We start from the raw sequence: 17,321 nt of genomic DNA, 5'->3' as shown, positions 1-17,321 counted from the left end.
CCATTGACCCGTCACCCTAGCGAATAATCATTCGATAATTGCCTCGACGACGAGTCACTCCAACCCTGTCCCAGTATTCGAGCAGTACCACAGCCAAATTCCGGCCGATCCCGGCGGCCTCCTTGAACGCAATGACCGACAGCTCCCGCCGCATCGCAAGGTCATCGCGAATGTCGGAGACTCTCTGCATCGTCTTCGGTAAGAAGAAACGATTATCCGCGACCGGAATGACAAATCCGCACTTCGATACCCTTACCAGGAGGTTTCGGATGCTGTCGGGTGGCATTTCAAGCTCGCTTGCAATCTCGACCACTCGCGGCGGGCAGTTGGTATCAACGTCAAGAATCCGCGAGATTTTATCCCATGCGGCTTCTTCCTTGACGTCCAACCTTGCCTCGTAATGATGAAGCTGCAGGTACGTTCCCCGAAGCTGGAAGAGCCCCATTCTTACCATCGACCGAACGCTCGCTGAGAATACCGACCTATCGAAGTCCATTGCGATTTTTTTTCTCAGCTGATGCTCCGAGAGGCCCGGCTGATCAGGATATTTCATATGAAAAGCCTCCAGGCCCCTCACCGCACGATCACACAGTTCGTCCCAGTTGCGCGCCGATAATGCTACAAGGCAATCGTCAGCTTCGACCCATTTCAGAGGCAATTCCCGGATGGCCTGCGACGCCATCGTCTGCAGATTGCGGTCTCGTTCGAACGCGCCCACATCGACACCGTCCATTTTCTCATCGGCGAGTGCACGAATTGCCCGGGACGGGTCTTTCAGCTCCATAGCCCTCAGAGCATTCAGGAGGCCAGGAGCTCGTCGGCCTTCCATAGCAGGAAGCGGATCGATCACAGAGCCGCCGCCAATCGTCCTAGATGCAGACGCGTCGCGCAGCAGGAATTTGTCACCCCACAGCGGAGCGATTTCCCGCTCGCAGTCGATCTGCACCAGGGATGCAGTCCCAGGCAGCATAGCATCTCGCTCCAGCGGAACCACCTTTGCAACGACGTCCGCAGTCCCAATGTGGAGATGAACTTTGCTTCTTGACCTCAGCGGCCGTGCCTCCGTGCCTAGCAACCTGACTTTGGCGTGAAACCGATTGGTCGAGACGTGAGCCGCAGGCGCCGTCAAAGTCTGCCCGCGCCCCAAAACGTCAGCGAGCTTGAGCCCGACGCCGACGATGTTGATACCCAACCGTTCGCCTGCAAGGCCCAGGTCCGCGCTCTCATTCTGGGCGCGGATCGAGCGAACGCGCACACTGATTCCCGACGGGGAAATCGTCAGCCGATCGCCAACTTGAACCGAGCCGGCGATCGCCGTTCCGGTCACGATGATGCCGACACCTGATAGGGTGAAGCAGCGATCGATCGGCATCCGGAAATTGTGCTCGGCATCGATCGGGCGCCGCTTCTTCGCCAGATCGACCAGGTGCCGCTTAAGAGCCTCGATGCCCTGCCCCGTGAGGCTTGAGACGCAGAATATGCCGACGTCTCCATAGCCTTTCGAACTCAGCAGCTCTCCAACCTGCAGCGACACCTCTGCCGCCCGCTCCGAGCTGACGGCATCGATCTTGGTCACTGCAACGGTCAGACTCCTCACCTCCAGCAACTCTAGAATGACCAGATGCTCGGACGTTTGCGGCATCACGCCGTCATCGGCGGCCACAACCAGCAGCACCGACTCGATCCCCATCACGCCGGCGACCATATTGTGGATAAACTTCTCGTGGCCGGGGACGTCTACGTAACCAATGACCTCGCCGTCCGCGAACGTTTGGTACGCGAACCCGAGGTCGATGGTAAGGCCCCGCTTCTTTTCTTCGGGTAGACGCATAGTGTCGCGTCCGGTTAGCGATTTGACCAGCGACGACTTGCCGTGATCGACGTGACCCGAAGTGGCTAGGATCATGACGCAGCCGCCAGCGCGTCTACCAGCTCGGGCAATTGCGAAATGAACCCATCCTCATCGTCGAGGCAACGGAGGTCGAGCAAGAGCCCGCCTTTGCTTATCCTACCAATCACCGGCTTGCGAAGAGTACGGAACGCCCTAGCAACCCTTTCAGCCTCGCGGCTAGCTGAGCGCCGATTGGCCACCGGTTCGACGGAGAGTCCGCAGCTCGGTAAAGTATCGACCGGTAACGATCCACTGCCGATTTGGCTCGAACATGCCACTATTTTTATGGTCGCAATTCCTGCCAGGACCGGAGCGAGCAAGGAACATAACCTGGCGGCGCTGCTTTCTATTTCTAAAAGCGGTCGGGTAAGCATCGCAAAGGCCGGAATATGCATGCGCACCTGACTTGGATCTGTATATAAGCGAAGCACCGCTTCGAGTGCGGCGATTGTCATTTTATCCAGTCTAAAACAGCGTTTAAGGGGATTCTTGTTAATTTTATCGATCAGCTCGCGCTTACCGACGATCAAACCCGCTTGAGGACCGCCGAGCAATTTGTCGCCGCTGAACGTAACCAGATCTGCACCAGCCGCCACATTGGCGGACACTGTGGGTTCGTCCGGCAACCCATACTTCTTTAAATCGACGAGTGTGCCGCTCCCAAGGTCCACCATGAGCGGAATGTTATGCTCCCGGGCAAGGCCAGCCAGCGCTTCAACCCCAACTTCCTTGGTAAAGCCATTGATCTCGTAATTGCTCGTGTGCACCTTGAGAAGGAGAGCCGTCTTCGCGGAGATCGCATTCCGAAAATCGGCGGGGTGGGTTCGGTTTGTCGTCCCTACCTCCCGGATTCTCGTCCCAGCGCGAGTCATGATGTCAGGCAGTCGAAAGGCGCCGCCAATTTCGACCAGCTCTCCTCGTGAAACGGGAACCTCCCTGCGAAGGCCAAACGTATTGAGACACAGGAACACTGCCGCCGCGTTATTGTTAACGACAGTTGCAGCCTCGGCGCCGGTCAGATATATCAGCAACTGTTCCAAATGACTATCGCGGTTGCCTCTCTTCCCCGTCTCCAGATCGAACTCCAGATTCGTGCTTGATCGTGCAGCTTCGCAAACGGCATCGATTGCTTGAGCAGGCAGCGAAGCGCGACCCAGATTGGTGTGCAGAACAGTGCCGGTAAGATTGAACACGGTTCGGAGTTTGGAACCCACCAATTTCTCGACACTGTCAATAATGAGCGGAGCTAACTCTTCAATGGTGACACCGGTCAAAAGACCGGTATCACCGCCCTGCAGCCGCAGCTCGTTGAATAGCTGACGCACTGTTCGCAAAACCAACTCCCGGCCGTGGCAGGAAACGAGCCGTTCCAGCTCGGGCGCAATTAGAATGCGCTCGACGGAGGGCAGTGTTGGTCGACCGACGGAGCTGGTTTGCGACACTGTAATTACTCAGATGAGGTTCGCGTCGGTAAGCACTTTCCGCGCGACCCGGAAGCACTCGAGGGCCTGCGGCACGCCGCAATAAATGCCGATGACATGAACGATCGAGCGGATTTCGTCCTTCGAAACTCCGTTGTTGAGAGCTCCTCGACAATGAGTCTCCCACTCGGTCATCTTGCCCAAAGCCCCAATCATCGTCAGGTTCATCATCGATCGGGTTTTGGCATCAATCGTGTCATCGCCCCACCCAAAGCCCCAACACCAAGCCGTCATTTCCTTTTGGAACGGCATGGTGAAGTCGTCAGCCGACGCGAGGTTCTTCTCGACGTACTCAGCGCCAAGCGTGGCCTTCCGCCGCTGAAGGCCGATATCGAAACGGGTCTGGTCCATACCTTTTATTCCTTTGCTCGCACGTGATTTCGTCATTTTTATCGCTCAGGCCTCAGCATACCGGTCAGCCAGCTCAAATGTTCGATCCAGAACCTCGCAGCCGAAGTCGAGATCTTCCCGCGAAATGTTCAGCGGCGGGGTGATCCGCAGCACGTTGGAGAAAGACGATAGATACAATCCCTCCTCCATCGCGAACTTGACCATCGCCGACATCGGAGTCGCCTTCTCGCCGGTGGCGTTGAAGGGAACGAGCAGCTCGCGCGTCTTGCGGTTCTTTACGAATTCAACGCCAATGAAGAGACCCTTGCCTCTCACATCACCCACTGAAGGATGATTCTCGGCAATCTTCTTGAGGCGCGAGATCAGATACTCTCCGCTCTCAGCGGCTCGCTGGACGATGTTCTCTTCGATGGTCGCGCGGATTGCCGCGACGCCAGAAGCGCACGCCAGCGGATGACCGGCGTAAGTCAGGCCGCCTGGGAACTTGTTCTCCTTCAACCAATCGGCGATGGGCCTAGAAACTGTCATCGCGCCGAGGGGCACATATCCAGAGTTCAGCCCCTTAGCGGTCACGAGGATGTCCGGAACCACGTCCCAGTGGTTGCAAGCAAACCACTTGCCGGACCGTCCGCAGCCGGCCATCACCTCGTCAAGGATCAGTAGGATGCCGTGCCGGTCGCACACTTCGCGAATGGACTGCAGATAACCATCGGGCGGCACGATAATGCCGTTGGTTCCCACGATAGACTCGAGGATGACCGCGGCGACGGTTTTCGGATCCTCGTACATCAGGATCTCTTCCAGATGGGGACCGCCGCTGCAAATGGGGCACTGATCTGTGCGCCCTGTCGAACAGGCCGAACAGCGGTACAGATAGGGGTCAAACATACGCACGACGCCACCCGGAGGAGTAGCCAAGTGATGCCGGGGGTCACCCGTCAGCCCCAGAGCACCTGCCGTCGCGCCATGATAGGAACGGTAGCGAGCCACGATCTTTTGCCGGCCGGTATAGTGACGGGCCAGTCGAATTGCGTTCTCATTGGCCGCAGCGCCACCGGTTGTGAAGAACGTCGAGCGCAGATCACCTGGTGTGATACCGGCAATCAACTCGGCGAGCTCAGATCTCGCATCGTTTCCCATTGCAGGACCGATATAGCAGAGCTTCTCAGCCTGCTCTTTGATAGCCGATACGATCGCCGGATGCTGATGCCCGAGGTTCAGATTCACAAGCTGAGATTGAAAATCGAGGTAGCGCTTGCCAGTCGAGTCCCAAAACCAGCTACCCCGCCCGCCGGTAATGACTAGTGGCTTCTGTCCTTGAACTGACCAGCTCTGGATGTAGTGGTCAACGTGAGCCTCTTGAACCCAGGATAGGTCGTTGGCGAGTTCAGCCTGCGGTCTCGGCACCGGGAATCCCCTTCTGAGCTACGATCGCGCCGAAACCGTTGGGAGCTACAGGCGCAAACTGCTGGTTTGATCCAACGAAAACTCGGCAGCTCCGAGGGGCAACGCCGCTGCGCTATCCATCGTCGCCACGCAGAATCATTATACCCTATCTCGATATTTATCAACAACTCATACCATCTTTGAGAGGTCTTAGCCTCTCGCGCGAGACGCGAGCGCCAATTTCTCCCAATATTTCAGTTCATTATTGATGTTGAAGCCCCACCCGGCCACGTTTGCCAGGGCGCCGCGGGTGTCCATTTATGTTCAGTTCCATTGACATGGGCCGACATAATGATATGTTCATACCAGAACTGGCGCGTCCGCCAGGCTCCGCGCGCGTTCGCAAAAATCTGCCTAAGGGGTCAGTTGGTCATGGATCGTTTCGCGGCGTTTAATGGAGAGGGCAAGAATGCAGAGCTGATTGCGGTGGTCAAAAAGGAATGCGACACCTGTCGGCTTGTGGAACCCGTCCTTGCAGAACTTCAGAACTCCGGTGCCAAGATAACGATCTATACTCAAGATGACCCGACATTCCCCGCTAGTCTCCGTGGCGTAATCGACGACACCGAGCTTGAGAAATCGTTTCACCTCGACATTGAAACAGTTCCGACGCTGATCAAGATGGAGTCCGGAGCTGAGACCGGCCGAGTCTTCGGCTGGCATCGCGAGCAGTGGAAGAATCTCCTCGGCGTCGACGAGCTTTTTGAAGAGCTGCCCGTTATGCGGCCGGGCTGCGGCTCCCTGTCGGTTCAACCCGGGATGCCCGAAATCCTACGCACTCGCTTTGGCGACACGGGCATCGAAGCGCGCAAAATCGAGGTCGACTTTTTCGCGGACCCTATCGAGGCCTGCTACGATCGTGGATGGACCGACGGACTGCCCGTTGTGCCGCCCACACCAGAGAGAATTCTGCGTATGCTTGAGGGGACGAGCCGGCCTCGTGACCAGATCATTGGCCGTATTCCGCCCAATCTTTCCGAGTGCACGATCGAGAAGGTCGCGATAGCGGCGGTAATGGCCGGCTGCAAGCCTGAATATATGCCTGCCGTCATCGGCGCCATCGAAACCGCCCTGGAGCCTAACTTCACTTGGCACGGGATCATCTGCAGCACTTGCAGCACCAGCCCGCTGATCATTGTGAACGGCCCGATCGCCAAGCGCATCGGAATGAATTCCGGGCTGAACGTGTTGGGCCAGGGAAACCGCGCGAACGCGACGATTGGCCGAGCGCTCAATCTGCTCTCCAGAAACTTCGGCGGCGCGAAGCCAGGTGAGATCGATCGATCCGCATTGGGCGCACCGAGCAAGTACACCTTCTGCTTCGCCGAGGATGAATCCAACGAAGAGTGGGAGCCGCTCTCCGTATCGCGTGGTATCGAACGCGGTAAGAGTGCGGTGACCCTGTTCCAGGGCGAAGGCATTCAGCTCATTATCGACCAGAAATCCCGGACTGCGGAGCAGCTCGCGAAATCCATGGCGATGAGCCTTTGCGCGGTTGGCCATCCGAAGATGTGCCAATGGTGCAACGCAGTTCTGGTCATTTCACCTGAGCATTACGCTGTTTACAAGCGAGACGGCTGGAACCGGCAAATGATCCACGACGCGCTGGTCCGCCACTGTCGGCGGCCGGGCAACGACCTCCTGGAATTCACTCACGGTGTCGGCGAAGGCGTGCTGCCGAAGTTCAAGGACCAAATGGTCGACAAGTTCAACCCCGAAGGCCTCCTGTTGGTTCGCGCCGGCGGCCCCGCTGGGCTCTACTCGGCAATTCTCGCTGGATGGCCGACCGGGCGCGACAAGGACGACACGTACCCCATCACCCGCGAAATCGCGGACTTCTGAATGCGGCATCTGGGCACTTTGTCATCGATCAACATTTACTCAGTGTGGAGATAAAGCAAACCCTGCGATCGACGCATGCGAGAGCTGGCAACGGACATCGCCAAAATACTGCGTGCGACTTTCTAAACAATCATACCGCCACGACGAGAAGGAGCAGCCAATGGCGAAAAAAAGGGATCCCATTATTCTTCACGATCCAACCGCGGAGGGCTCCGCGACGATCAGGGAGCGTCGGCCCCCTCTGACTACCTTGGACGGGAAGGTGGTCTGTCTTATGGGCATCGGAAAGACCCGTACTGAGGAATTTCTGGATTACCTGGATAAGCGGTTCAAAGCGCGTGGCATCACCACGATGCGCGCGAGGAAACCCACGAACGCAAAGCCGGCGACGGTAGATATTTTACAGCATGTCGCCTCTAATGCGGATGTGGTGGTCCAGGGCTTGGCCGACTGAGGCTCCTGCACGTCGTGCGGTCTGCATGACATGAAGGAGTTCGACGAACGTGGCCTGCCAGGTTGTTTCGTTGTTACCACGGAATTCTATCAGGGTGCCGTCACGCAGATGGCAGCGCTTGGATACGAAGCCGCGATCATCTGGGCGCCTCACCCAATTCAGAACAAGACTCCGGAGGAGCTTGATCAAATTGCTGATAGTCTGATGGATCAGATTATTGCTGCAATCTGCACCCAAGCTAAATCGGAGTAGAGGCTCCCTGAACCGCCGATGTTGGTGAAGCCCTGATCTCGAAAGGGCAAAGAGGCCCGGATTGCCAATTCCTGAGCGGGAGTAGCAGTCCGGGTTTTGATCACCGCTCGGCGTGTAATCGAAGGACCGGAGTCGTGGCGCCCCCACCCCATTCGAAAATTGGGGGGGCACCTGTTTTGCTGCGGTCCGCATATGATCTCCGCTTCGGAATGGCCTCAACCGGTTGCAGCAGCAGGAATGATTATGAGTGGCATCGTCATGGTCGGCTCCCAGTGGGGCGACGAGGGAAAGGGCAAGCTCGTCGATTGGCTCGGTGAACGTGCGGACGTCGTTGTGAGGTTCAATGGCGGCCACAACGCGGGCCACACGCTCGTTGTCGATGGCGAAAAATTCAAGCTCGCTCTGCTGCCCTCCGGCTTGGTTCGAGGCAAGCTTTCTTTGATCGGAAACGGCGTTGTGGTCGACCCGAAACATTTCAATACTGAAGTCGCAACCTTGCGCTCCCGCGGCCTCGAGGTGACGCCCGACAACTTGATCGTCTCGGAAGGGTCTGCTCTCATCCTGTCCCTTCATCGAGAGCTGGATGCGGCTCGGGAGAGTTCCGGAGGCCGGTCGATCGGCACCACTCAACGCGGTGTCGGTCCTGCCTATGAGGACAAAATCGGACGACGCGCTGTTCGGGCCTGTGACCTTCGTGAGCCTCTAAGCCTTACCGGCAAGGTAGAAAATCTGCTGCGTCACCACAATCCACTTCGCATCGGCTTCGGTCTGCAGCCGGCAGAGGTCGACACCATCGTTTCGGAAATTCAAACCGAAGGGGCCACACTGATCCCGTTTATCGGATCGGTATCGACCACATTGGAGGAATTTCACCGACAGAATGCGCGCGTCCTCTTCGAAGGCGCACAGGGCGCGCTTCTCGACAACGATCATGGCACCTATCCCTTCGTGACCTCATCGACGACGACTGTCGGCGGTGCATTGACCGGGAGCGGTGTAGGACCCGCTCACATTCGGTATGTGCTGGGAATTACAAAGGCCTACTCGACCCGAGTCGGAAATGGATCGATGCCGACCGAACAGCTGAACGAGGCCGGCGAATTGCTGGGAACGCGGGGCGCGGAATTCGGCGTCAATACTGGACGGAAGAGGCGCTGCGGTTGGTTCGACGCCGTGGCTGTCCGCCAGACCGTCCGACTGTCAGGCATCAATGGTCTGGCCCTGACGAAGATCGACGTCCTCGACGAATTCAAAGAAATCCAGGTCTGCGTGGGCTATTCGCTGGATGGTCGCCGCATCGACCGCATTCCCATGACGCAGGAAGAACAGGCCCGCGTCCAGCCCATCTACGACACTCTGCCGGGCTGGGACCGCCCAACTGCAGGCCTCCGTACCTGGGATGACCTGCCTAAGAATGCGGTGGCGTATATCCGCTTTATCGAAAAGCAAACGCACGCGCCAGTTGTAATTCTATCGACCGGTCCCGACCGTCTGGAAACGATCCTGCTCCGCGACCCGTTCCTTGATTAGGCCAGATCAAACACGACCATGGGCGCCACGCCGGGGTACATTGGCATGGGGCCTCACTGCCAATATAGATAAGTAAACGAGGCTTTGGGACTCGAAACTTGGCCACCGGCCTCTGCGCGGAAACAGCTCCGCACCTGATCAACAACAGCAGATGCCTTCCACTTTCAAGCGGCCTCAGAGGGTCGAACCTTCGCAGCCAGAACAGCAGCGCGCAAGAAGGGTGAGTCCAAGGAAGCCGAGCCTGCTGACGCGGTGGAACAGGAGCTGGCCTTCGGACGGGACGAAGTGCGGGCAGCCGAGTTCGTCGAGGAAGATGAAGGCCTTAGGGGAGAGATCGCCGGCCATTTGTTGCGTCCTTTGCTAGCCCTGGCGGCCGGATCGGGCCCCGGCCTCCAGCTTGTTGACGAAGCCGAACACATTGGAGAAACCCCCTCCTGCGCCGCCACGGATGGCGGAACGCGCGATGGCGGCGCCCAAGGGGGTGGGGGTATTGCCGATCTAGCCAACCTAGACAGGGGTATACTGAAGCACCTCTATTCTGGAACGTTCATACCATCTATTAATCTGGCCAGCTTCGCTGAAGCCTTCGTACGGAGCTCATGCGCAATCGGTTTTGGTGCCGCAAAGGCTCGGAATACTCAGGCCGAAGCGCGATCTTTTTAAAAAAGTTCTTTTGATATTCTGGTGTTTAATGATATGATCATACCATTATCACGAGCCTGATGTCGCTTAGCGACAATCTGTTAATGCTCCGCCTTCCAATAAGTGGACGAGGTCACCCATGCTCGTTTGTAAGGTTTCCGACGCGGACTTCGAAGCCGAAGTGCTCAAGGCAAATGGTTCGGTGGTGGTCGATTTTTGGGCCGAATGGTGCGGCCCTTGTAAAACTATCGCACCCGCGCTTGACGAAATCGCCCGCGAGATGGGCGATAAGGTGAAGATCGTCAAAATGAACATCGACGAAGCCCCCCAGACGGCGACGGAATACGGTGTTATGTCGATCCCGACCCTGATGATTTTTAAATGCGGCGAAGTCGCTGCCCGTCAGGCCGGTGCCGCCCCGAAGGCGAAGCTCTACCAGTGGATCGCCGCCGCAGTCTGATCGCGGCTTGCCTGCCGTCGCCCTCGACGGACCATATGCTGGATCAGGCCTCTTCTCCTAACCAGACATGCCCGGTCTGCGATGCTGTACGCGCGGACGGGCGGGGATGGCGCATGGACACTTTCCGGGCGATCGAAACCTATGACACAGGCTACACCGGGTGCGGAGATCTGGCGCTGCTTCTTCGCATCAAGCTGAGGAGCATGCCCGGCGAACTACTGCGCATCGTAGCGCATGATCCAGCCGCGCCCGAGGACATTCCCGCTTGGTGCCGCTTGACCCGCAACGAACTCGTCCGTCACGAGCCCGGCACCCATTCCTTCTGGATCCGTTCGCGGACTGATTGGACTTAATTCCCCTATCCGAGGAAACAACAATGGCAGGCAAGTTTGTCGTCAGCATTAGCGTTGGCAAGAATGACACCGACAAGGCAACAGTCGGCTTCGTCGTTGCTAACGCGGCCGTCGCCTCGGACAAGGAGACTGTTGTTTTCCTGTCGATCGAGGGCACGCGCCTTTCGCAAAGGGGGTATTCTGATGAAATTCATGAAGAGGGATTCGCGCCGCTCTGTGAATTGATGTCGAAGTTCGCGGCCGCGGGTGGCGCCATCTACGTCTGCTCACCGTGTTTCAAGAAGCGCGGGCTTGACGAGGACAGTCTCGTTGCCGGGGCGAAGATCGTCGGCGGCGCTAAGCTTGTCGAGTTCATGGGCGAAGGCGTTCCCTCCCTCAGCTATTGAGGCCGTCTCATGAGTCCCCGCAATATCGCTCTTGTGCTCGCCCTTGTCGGAGGGGTCGGTTATCTCGGTTTAAGCTACTTGTTCTTCGAGATGCCGCAGACCGTCTCAGCTGCCGAGGATTGCGGCTTCCTCCCTGAGGAGTTCGTCGGCGCGGGCCAGCTGACTTACGAACGGCGACAGGCCTGGTGGGTCAGCTTTCAGCGGAAGGAAGAGGCCTACGTCGCGCTTTCGGTCGCGGCAGCCCTCGCCTTTGTCGGCTTCGCGCTGGGAACGGGCCCGCGCAATAGCGCGGGCGCTACTACGGGCGCCGCACTCGGTGGTGGCGTGCTCGCCGTGTCAGCTCTCTGTGTAAGCTGCCTGGCGCCGGTACTATCGGTCGTTGGGCTGGGTGTCGCGGGAAGCCTGCTGGCAGGCGTGCCGAAATGGCTGATCCTCATCAACACCCTGCTGTTGACCGGCTGGGGGACGCTCGCCCTCTCACGTCGCCGCCACACCGCCTGCCCCCTCCCCGCGCGGCGCGGCGCAAGCCTGGAATCGAGATGAAGAAGGGAAGTATGGTAATGCGTCCCACCGCTCACCTGGTTGCCGCCGCGGTTTTGATTGCCAGCACACCCCTCGCCGCACAGACCGATCCGCGACTGACGCCACTAGCGCCGGGCGTGCCGATCGCCCATCCAGTGGCAAAGGACGATATTGCCCCGCCTCCCTTCTCGCTACTCGCCGACCGGCCGGTGAATCCGGCCTTTGTTCCTGGCCTTCCAGGGCTCAGGCAGGCAGTGCCGGTGAAGGACGATTTCGGAGTCAGCCGGCCCCCGAAGTTCGACTCCGTGTTGATCCGCAAGAGTCGTGTCGAAAACGGCGAGGTCGTCATTCCGCCCGGCGGGCTGGCCTATCTCGAGGACACCTGGGGCGGTGAAGTGGCACTGCGCGGCGAGCCACTGCCCGTGCTGGGTCGCATGCCGACATACATCGACTACGACATGTCGATCGTCATCAAGGAGAACGTGACGATCCCGGCTGGTGGCAGCCTGGATGTCGGAGGGCAGGTCTACCACTACTTCGCGACCGTCGGCCACGAGCGCACAGCCAACCACGCGCTGCATGTGCGCACCGTCGCCGGACATGATTGGGAATGGGCCTTCGGCGCGCCGGTATTCTCGGCCAACCAGCCGGGATGGTGGGCAGGCCAAGGCACGAGTGGATTCACTCAACTGTATAACCAGGGTAAGCTTCGCGAGGCGGGGCCGCAGAAGCTGGTTTTCGACTGGCTTTCGGGCGTCCGGACGGACCGCATGCTCGCCGGCGAGAAGCTCTTCGCGGGCCAGGCGGCCGTTGGTGCGAGCTGGACCAGTGGCGCCAAGATAATCCGTGTCGCCGCAATCGACCAGGCCGCCGGTACCGTGCGCGTAGAAGTCATTGAGGGCGGCAAGGCCGTCTTCGACAAGATGCTCGGCCCGATCGATCCGCAACGACTTATCGAGGACACCACCGCACGTAAGGCTCTGGTATTCGAATACGACGGAGTCGCAGGCTTCCTTTCGCCTTGGCCCGAAGGCTTCAAGGACGGAAATGCCAATCTCAAGATTTACGAGAAGGCCTTCGCCCTCGAATACGGCAAGCCCTACCCGTTCGATCCCAAGTTCACCGCCTATCCCATTGGTTGTCCGACCGGGCACAATTTTGGGTTCATGCTGGTGAATCGAGACGAGATCCGCATCAAACCGGGCCAGAAGGCCGATGGACCAGAGGGCTTCTTCCGGATCGCGGTCAATCGTATCGACGGGGACAAGGTCATCGACTGGAACGTCGAGGATAAGGACGGGAACCGTTCGCTCAATCTCGGCGGGCCGGCTGTTCAGAACGTCGACATGGTCCTTGGCCAAGGTCGCGTCGCCGGACAGTCGATCCTGAAGGATGTCGGCCGGGCGATGCTCGTACGCAACTATCACAACATGGCGTCGATGGCGGCCGCCGGCACGCATGCTGCAGCTCCGACTTCTGCGGTCGCGTGGTCGGCGCAGGCGGCAGTCGCACCCGCTCACCCTGCGGCAACTTCCGCAGGCTTCTCTCCCGGGGTCGTCGGCGCTCTCGGGATCGCGGGCATCGCCGTCGGCGCGATTGGTTTCGAGATTGGCCGTCGCCGCCGGCCAGCCGGGGCTGGCGTAAGCCGACCGGACAGAGGTCAACGATAAACTCATCGGGTGATAGTGATGAAAATCGACCGTAGGACACTCATCGGGTCGGGTGCGGGCCTCGCTGCCGCGACGTTGTTTACTCCGGCTATCGCACAGGGCCACAAAAAGCTCCGATTTGGCGTGGGACCTTTGCTGCCCTCTGCCGACGACACGAAAAAAGCGTTCACGCCGATCTTCGCCCACTTGGCAAAGGAACTCGACGCAGATTTCGAGCTCGCGGCTACGACCGACTGGGCGGGCATGGCCGTAGCGATGGGCTCGGGTCAGCTCGACGCCGCCTGGATGGGGCCTTGGGGTTACGTCATCGCGAACAACGCCACAGGGTGCCAAGCTGTCGCTACCGTCAAATATGACGATAAGCCGACTTATCTCGGCATCATCATCGGGCGCCCGGACCTCAAGGTCTCAAAGTTTCCGGACGATACCAAAGGCATGTCCATATCGTTCGCCGATGTGGGCTCGACCTCGGGCTGGCTCATTCCTACCTATTGCGCCAAGGAGGTCTGGAAAATCGATCCCAAAACGTTCTGGAAATATTCCGAAGGTGCCACACACGCCGCCAACGAGCTGTCCGTCAGCACCGGGCAAGTCGATCTCGCGACGGATTTCGATCGTAATCGTAACGCGATGATCGCCAGCGGACGCATCAAGCCGGATTCCAACAAGGTCGTGTGGACCTCAGATCCGCTGCCGAACGATGCTATCGTAGTACCCGCGAACGCGGCCAAGGGGCTCGGGGTTGAGGTCCAGAAGATCTTGACCGCTATCACCGTCGAGCAGGCCAAGGCACTGCTGCCGGATCGTTACACCGGCTTCGTTGCCTCCACGCACGCTTTCTATGACGTCATCGAGAAGGCCGGCATTGCCGTCGGCAAGATCAAGGCGAAGGCCTGAGCGCACTTGCTAACGGAACCGACAGCCGCGGAGCGGGCACTGCGTACCCTGGAAAGGAAGGGTCGCGGTTGCTCGCGCCGACGCATCCGACTCGCGCTCGTCGCCGCGGCCGTTATGATATTTTACGCCGTTGCATGGCGACTTGCCGGTATCGACCCGGGCAAATTGATTACCGGTCTGCCTCGGCTTGGCCACTGGATCGCCAGCGCCTGGCCTCCGTCAATGAATGAAGTTCCCCTATTTGCGCAGCGCACCGCCGAAACCGTTGCGATGGCGGCAATCGGCACGACGCTGGCCACAGGGCTAGCGATCCCGATGGCTTTACTCGCTAGCCGCAACATCACGCCCTGGCCCGCGTTCTATCATCCCGCCAGGTGGATTCTGAACTTGCTGCGCGGCATCGACTCTTTCGTTTTCGCCTTAATTTTCGTAGCTGCGGTCGGCCTGGGCCCTTTCGCGGGAGTGCTCGGAATCGCTCTCCATACCTGGGGCAGCGCCGCCAAGCAATTCGCCGATCACATTGAGAATGCCCAGATGGGCCCCTTCCACGCGGTAGGCACCGCTGGCGCTGGCCGCATCACTGCGATCCGCTACGCGATCTTGCCCGATGTCGCGCCAGTGCTGCTTTCGACTGCTTTGTTCTGGTGGGAGTTCAACGTTCGCGCCTCGACGGTGCTCGGTGTCGTCGGAGCGGGTGGCATCGGCCAGGAGCTCAAGAACAGTCTCGACCTCCTCGACTTCTCCCGCCTTTTCACGATCATCGCGTTCATTTTCATCGTGGTGACGGCGCTCGATCAGCTATCCGGCTGGCTTCGGCGGGGGCTTGCCTGATGGAAGCCGACAGTAACCGAGACGTCCGCATGGACGTGCATAGCGTGTCCAAGGAATTCGGTGGCCAGGGTGCCCTCGAGGAGATTAGCTTCTGCGTCAGAGCCGGCGAATTTGTGGCGGTGCTTGGTCCGAGCGGCGCCGGCAAGACCACGCTGTTTCGCTGCATCTCAGGTCTGCTGGCACCCGACCGTGGCACCGTCACGGTGTGCGGCGAGGATGTTGCGCATGCCGCCAACCATCGCCGTCGTCGCAAAGTAGCGGTGGTATTTCAGCAGTTCAACCTAGTCAGCCGATTGAGCGCGCTCGACAACGTACTCGCCGGCCGCCTCGGCTATGTACCTGCCTGGCGAGGCTGCCTGCGCCTGTTCTCGCGCGCTGACCGCCTGCTGGCGCTCGAATGCCTGGAGCGCGTCGGCCTGCTAGAAATGGCCGACCAGCGTGCCGACCACCTTTCGGGAGGCCAACAACAGCGCGTCGCCATCGCGCGCGCATTGGCGCAAAAGCCAAGTGTTGTCGTGGCCGACGAGCCGGTTGCCAGCCTGGATCCCAGAACAGCGGCCGAGATCCTGGACCTGCTGCGGCTGATCGCCCGCACGGAACAGGTCAGCGTGATCTGCAGTCTGCATCAAGTTCAGTTCGCCCAACGATATGCCGATCGCATCATCGGCCTCTCTCAGGGCCGCATCGTGATCGATAGGCCAGTCGGGCAGTTCGGCCGGTCGGCTTATGTGCGGCTGTACGGGGCGGAGGTTGAACCGGACACCATCTTGGAGGGCGTCACATGAATCCGATCGATAGCCATCTGCATGAGCCCGACACCAGCTTTGACGGCGGCGATTTGGATTGCGGCAACGGCCTTTTGCTGTTGATCCGCAAACATATCGACCCTTTACCGCGGGGTGGGCTGCTTGAGATCCTCTCAACCGAGATCTCTGTAGATGAAGACCTGCCAGCTTGGTGTCGACTGACGGGCAACGAACTTCTCTCCTGGACGAAAGTGAAGAAGCAGCGCTCTTTCCTGGTCTGCAAGGGGAAGCTGTCGGATCGTTCGGTCGATGCGAAAATCGCTGTCACCCCTGCCGTCACGGAGGCGAAGATTGAGCGACTACTGCGCGTTCCGATCTCACCGCCACCGATCCCTCCCCTGTCGGTAATGGGCATCGGCTCCTGGCCGCGGCCGCGCTGGATGATTGAGGCGATGCATGCTCACGTCGAGGGGCGGCTTCCAGAGGCCGCCTTTCAAGAGACCGCCGACGACGCCGTGCGCCTTGCAATCTCCGCGCAGGAGAAGGCTGGCGTAGACGTCGTCACGGATGGCGAACAACGTCGTGATTCCTATGCGAGTTTCGTCGCGAGCCGTCTCGACAACTGCCAGCTGATCCCGCTGGTCGATCTACTGCCACTTGTCGATCATCCGGAAGAGTTCGAAGCAGAGCTTCGCGCCCTCGACATTCCAGCTGGCGACGTGCGTCACCCTGCTGTATTCGGAAAGCTCCTGCGCTCGCGCCCATTGGTGGCTCACGAGCTCGATTTCGCGCGCAGCGTGACCGCCAAGCCGATCAAAGCCGCGCTGCCTGGTCCTTATCTGCTCGCCCGCACGATGTGGATGGAGTGCATTTCCAACCAAGCCTATGGCAGCCGCGAGGAAGTCGCCGAAGACATCGTGCACATACTGCGGGAGGAATTGGCGGAGTTGATGGATGCAGGCGCGGCCCTGGTCCAGCTCGACGAGCCTGTATTATCCGAGGTCGTCTTCTCGGGCGCGAAAAACAAGCGCTCATTTATGTGCGGGGCACTTTCCGAGTCTCACGACCCCGAGCATGAACTAGGCTTCGCTCGGGATCTACTCAACGCCGTCCTCGAAGGGTTCCCTCAAGAGCGCACGGGGCTGCATGTCTGCCGAGGCAACTGGACCCCGGATGAGAGCGTGGCCCTGGCTGGAAGCTACGCCCCACTGGTGGACATGCTCAGCCAAGTGCGTGTCGGCGCCTACTTGCTGGAGATGTGTACGCCACGGGCGGGCGAGATGGAGATTCTGCGCGCCCTACCTCCAGACGCACGGGTTGGCGTCGGCGTCGTAAACCAGAAGGCCCCGCATACTGAAGCCTTCGACGCTGTGTCGGCGCGGATCGAGCAGGCCATCAACCTCTTCGGCCGGGAGCGCGTGCTACTGCATCCCGACTGTGGCTTCGCGACCTTCGCAGACAGCCCAATCTGCTGCACTGGCTCGGCTCAGGAGAAGCTCGCCGCAATCGCACGCGCTGTAGAGCCATTCCGCCGATGAGCTCGGATCCAAGCTATCTAGACTACAAC

At 59.3% G+C, this 17,321-nt stretch carries 18 protein-coding genes; 13 read left to right on the top strand and 5 right to left on the bottom strand.

Annotated features, from left to right (window positions below):
* Window positions 1-16: 16 nt before the first annotated feature.
* The 4 genes from selB to XAN126_RS0106200 are packed head-to-tail and all read right to left on the bottom strand — an operon-like array spanning window position 17 to window position 5,130.
* Window positions 17-1,906, bottom strand: coding sequence for a selenocysteine-specific translation elongation factor (gene selB / locus XAN126_RS0106210; protein ID WP_024277734.1), 1,890 nt, complete (start codon window positions 1,904-1,906; stop codon window positions 17-19).
* Window positions 1,903-3,333, bottom strand: coding sequence for an L-seryl-tRNA(Sec) selenium transferase (gene selA / locus XAN126_RS27575; protein WP_155982232.1), 1,431 nt, complete (start codon window positions 3,331-3,333; stop codon window positions 1,903-1,905). Before selA ends, selB begins: the two co-directional genes overlap by 4 nt.
* 9 nt (window positions 3,334-3,342) lie before the next feature.
* Entirely contained in the window at window positions 3,343-3,723 is a 381-nt protein-coding gene (locus XAN126_RS0106205; protein ID WP_024277733.1) for a carboxymuconolactone decarboxylase family protein, read from the bottom strand.
* 45 nt (window positions 3,724-3,768) lie between these two features.
* Window positions 3,769-5,130, bottom strand: coding sequence for an aminotransferase class III-fold pyridoxal phosphate-dependent enzyme (locus tag XAN126_RS0106200; RefSeq protein WP_024277732.1), 1,362 nt, complete (start codon window positions 5,128-5,130; stop codon window positions 3,769-3,771).
* A gap of 411 nt (window positions 5,131-5,541) precedes the next feature.
* On the opposite strand from XAN126_RS0106200, the gene XAN126_RS0106195 reads away from it, so the two are divergent.
* The 4 genes from XAN126_RS0106195 (at window position 5,542) to XAN126_RS0106180 (ending at window position 9,247) form a co-directional block, all read left to right on the top strand.
* Complete coding sequence (locus tag XAN126_RS0106195; protein WP_051460556.1) at window positions 5,542-7,011, top strand: thioredoxin family protein; 1,470 nt, start codon at window positions 5,542-5,544, stop codon at window positions 7,009-7,011.
* 160 nt (window positions 7,012-7,171) lie between these two features.
* Window positions 7,172-7,465, top strand: coding sequence for a hypothetical protein (locus XAN126_RS0106190; protein ID WP_024277730.1), 294 nt, complete (start codon window positions 7,172-7,174; stop codon window positions 7,463-7,465).
* 30 nt (window positions 7,466-7,495) lie between these two features.
* Window positions 7,496-7,717 (top strand): hypothetical protein, encoded by a 222-nt coding sequence (locus XAN126_RS0106185; RefSeq protein ID WP_051460555.1) that lies wholly within the window; start codon window positions 7,496-7,498, stop codon window positions 7,715-7,717.
* A gap of 243 nt (window positions 7,718-7,960) precedes the next feature.
* Window positions 7,961-9,247 carry an adenylosuccinate synthase gene (locus XAN126_RS0106180; protein ID WP_024277728.1) on the top strand — a complete coding sequence of 429 codons (1,287 nt, stop codon included), beginning with the start codon at window positions 7,961-7,963 and terminating at the stop codon, window positions 9,245-9,247.
* Window positions 9,248-9,421: 174 nt separating this feature from the next.
* On the opposite strand, the gene XAN126_RS28170 is transcribed toward XAN126_RS0106180, so the two are convergent.
* Window positions 9,422-9,592 (bottom strand): hypothetical protein, encoded by a 171-nt coding sequence (locus XAN126_RS28170; RefSeq protein WP_155982231.1) that lies wholly within the window; start codon window positions 9,590-9,592, stop codon window positions 9,422-9,424.
* Between the two features lie 436 nt (window positions 9,593-10,028).
* Here XAN126_RS28170 and trxA point away from each other — a divergent pair, with 436 nt between their 5' ends.
* The 9 genes from trxA to XAN126_RS0106135 are packed head-to-tail and all read left to right on the top strand — an operon-like array spanning window position 10,029 to window position 17,292.
* A complete protein-coding gene (gene trxA / locus XAN126_RS0106170) occupies window positions 10,029-10,349 on the top strand; it encodes a thioredoxin (RefSeq protein WP_024277727.1) in 321 nt (106 codons plus the stop codon).
* A complete protein-coding gene (locus XAN126_RS29340) occupies window positions 10,271-10,702 on the top strand; it encodes a sulfurtransferase TusA family protein (protein ID WP_348550903.1) in 432 nt (143 codons plus the stop codon). Before trxA ends, XAN126_RS29340 begins: the two co-directional genes overlap by 79 nt.
* 23 nt (window positions 10,703-10,725) lie before the next feature.
* Window positions 10,726-11,088: a DsrE family protein gene (locus tag XAN126_RS0106160; RefSeq protein WP_024277725.1), complete on the top strand. Its 363-nt coding sequence runs from the start codon at window positions 10,726-10,728 to the stop codon at window positions 11,086-11,088.
* 9 nt (window positions 11,089-11,097) lie between these two features.
* Window positions 11,098-11,631: a hypothetical protein gene (locus XAN126_RS28910; RefSeq protein ID WP_245272221.1), complete on the top strand. Its 534-nt coding sequence runs from the start codon at window positions 11,098-11,100 to the stop codon at window positions 11,629-11,631.
* Window positions 11,628-13,280: a hypothetical protein gene (locus tag XAN126_RS26025; protein ID WP_245272220.1), complete on the top strand. Its 1,653-nt coding sequence runs from the start codon at window positions 11,628-11,630 to the stop codon at window positions 13,278-13,280. Before XAN126_RS28910 ends, XAN126_RS26025 begins: the two co-directional genes overlap by 4 nt.
* A gap of 18 nt (window positions 13,281-13,298) precedes the next feature.
* On the top strand, window positions 13,299-14,177 hold the full coding sequence (locus tag XAN126_RS0106150; RefSeq protein ID WP_024277724.1) for a phosphate/phosphite/phosphonate ABC transporter substrate-binding protein: 879 nt from the start codon (window positions 13,299-13,301) through the stop codon (window positions 14,175-14,177).
* A gap of 6 nt (window positions 14,178-14,183) precedes the next feature.
* Window positions 14,184-15,008: a phosphonate ABC transporter, permease protein PhnE gene (gene phnE / locus XAN126_RS0106145; protein ID WP_029876788.1), complete on the top strand. Its 825-nt coding sequence runs from the start codon at window positions 14,184-14,186 to the stop codon at window positions 15,006-15,008.
* Window positions 15,009-15,037: 29 nt separating this feature from the next.
* Window positions 15,038-15,793 (top strand): phosphonate ABC transporter ATP-binding protein, encoded by a 756-nt coding sequence (gene phnC / locus XAN126_RS0106140; protein WP_024277722.1) that lies wholly within the window; start codon window positions 15,038-15,040, stop codon window positions 15,791-15,793.
* Window positions 15,790-17,292 (top strand): 5-methyltetrahydropteroyltriglutamate--homocysteine methyltransferase, encoded by a 1,503-nt coding sequence (locus XAN126_RS0106135; RefSeq protein ID WP_024277721.1) that lies wholly within the window; start codon window positions 15,790-15,792, stop codon window positions 17,290-17,292. Before phnC ends, XAN126_RS0106135 begins: the two co-directional genes overlap by 4 nt.
* The last annotated feature ends 29 nt before the right edge of the window (window positions 17,293-17,321 follow it).

It is taken from the genome of Xanthobacter sp. 126 (genome assembly GCF_000526175.1).
In the GTDB taxonomy this organism is placed as follows: domain Bacteria; phylum Pseudomonadota; class Alphaproteobacteria; order Rhizobiales; family Xanthobacteraceae; genus Xanthobacter; species Xanthobacter aminoxidans.
Note: the sequence above shows the minus strand (reverse complement) of the source record. Positions and strands in the feature narration are given on the sequence as shown.

What these genes read in the sequence shown, in the direction of transcription:
- selB (WP_024277734.1), bottom strand. Translation starts at nt 1,906, where the DNA reads ATGATCCTAGCCACTTCGGGTCACGTCGATCACGGCAAGTCGTCGCTG.
- XAN126_RS0106205 (WP_024277733.1), bottom strand. Translation starts at nt 3,723, where the DNA reads ATGGACCAGACCCGTTTCGATATCGGCCTTCAGCGGCGGAAGGCCACG.
- XAN126_RS0106195 (WP_051460556.1), top strand. Translation starts at nt 5,542, where the DNA reads ATGGATCGTTTCGCGGCGTTTAATGGAGAGGGCAAGAATGCAGAGCTG.
- XAN126_RS0106190 (WP_024277730.1), top strand. Translation starts at nt 7,172, where the DNA reads ATGGCGAAAAAAAGGGATCCCATTATTCTTCACGATCCAACCGCGGAG.
- XAN126_RS0106185 (WP_051460555.1), top strand. Translation starts at nt 7,496, where the DNA reads ATGAAGGAGTTCGACGAACGTGGCCTGCCAGGTTGTTTCGTTGTTACC.
- XAN126_RS0106180 (WP_024277728.1), top strand. Translation starts at nt 7,961, where the DNA reads ATGAGTGGCATCGTCATGGTCGGCTCCCAGTGGGGCGACGAGGGAAAG.
- XAN126_RS28170 (WP_155982231.1), bottom strand. Translation starts at nt 9,592, where the DNA reads ATGGCCGGCGATCTCTCCCCTAAGGCCTTCATCTTCCTCGACGAACTC.
- trxA (WP_024277727.1), top strand. Translation starts at nt 10,029, where the DNA reads ATGCTCGTTTGTAAGGTTTCCGACGCGGACTTCGAAGCCGAAGTGCTC.
- XAN126_RS29340 (WP_348550903.1), top strand. Translation starts at nt 10,271, where the DNA reads ATGCGGCGAAGTCGCTGCCCGTCAGGCCGGTGCCGCCCCGAAGGCGAA.
- XAN126_RS0106160 (WP_024277725.1), top strand. Translation starts at nt 10,726, where the DNA reads ATGGCAGGCAAGTTTGTCGTCAGCATTAGCGTTGGCAAGAATGACACC.
- XAN126_RS28910 (WP_245272221.1), top strand. Translation starts at nt 11,098, where the DNA reads ATGAGTCCCCGCAATATCGCTCTTGTGCTCGCCCTTGTCGGAGGGGTC.
- XAN126_RS26025 (WP_245272220.1), top strand. Translation starts at nt 11,628, where the DNA reads ATGAAGAAGGGAAGTATGGTAATGCGTCCCACCGCTCACCTGGTTGCC.
- XAN126_RS0106150 (WP_024277724.1), top strand. Translation starts at nt 13,299, where the DNA reads ATGAAAATCGACCGTAGGACACTCATCGGGTCGGGTGCGGGCCTCGCT.
- phnC (WP_024277722.1), top strand. Translation starts at nt 15,038, where the DNA reads ATGGACGTGCATAGCGTGTCCAAGGAATTCGGTGGCCAGGGTGCCCTC.
- XAN126_RS0106135 (WP_024277721.1), top strand. Translation starts at nt 15,790, where the DNA reads ATGAATCCGATCGATAGCCATCTGCATGAGCCCGACACCAGCTTTGAC.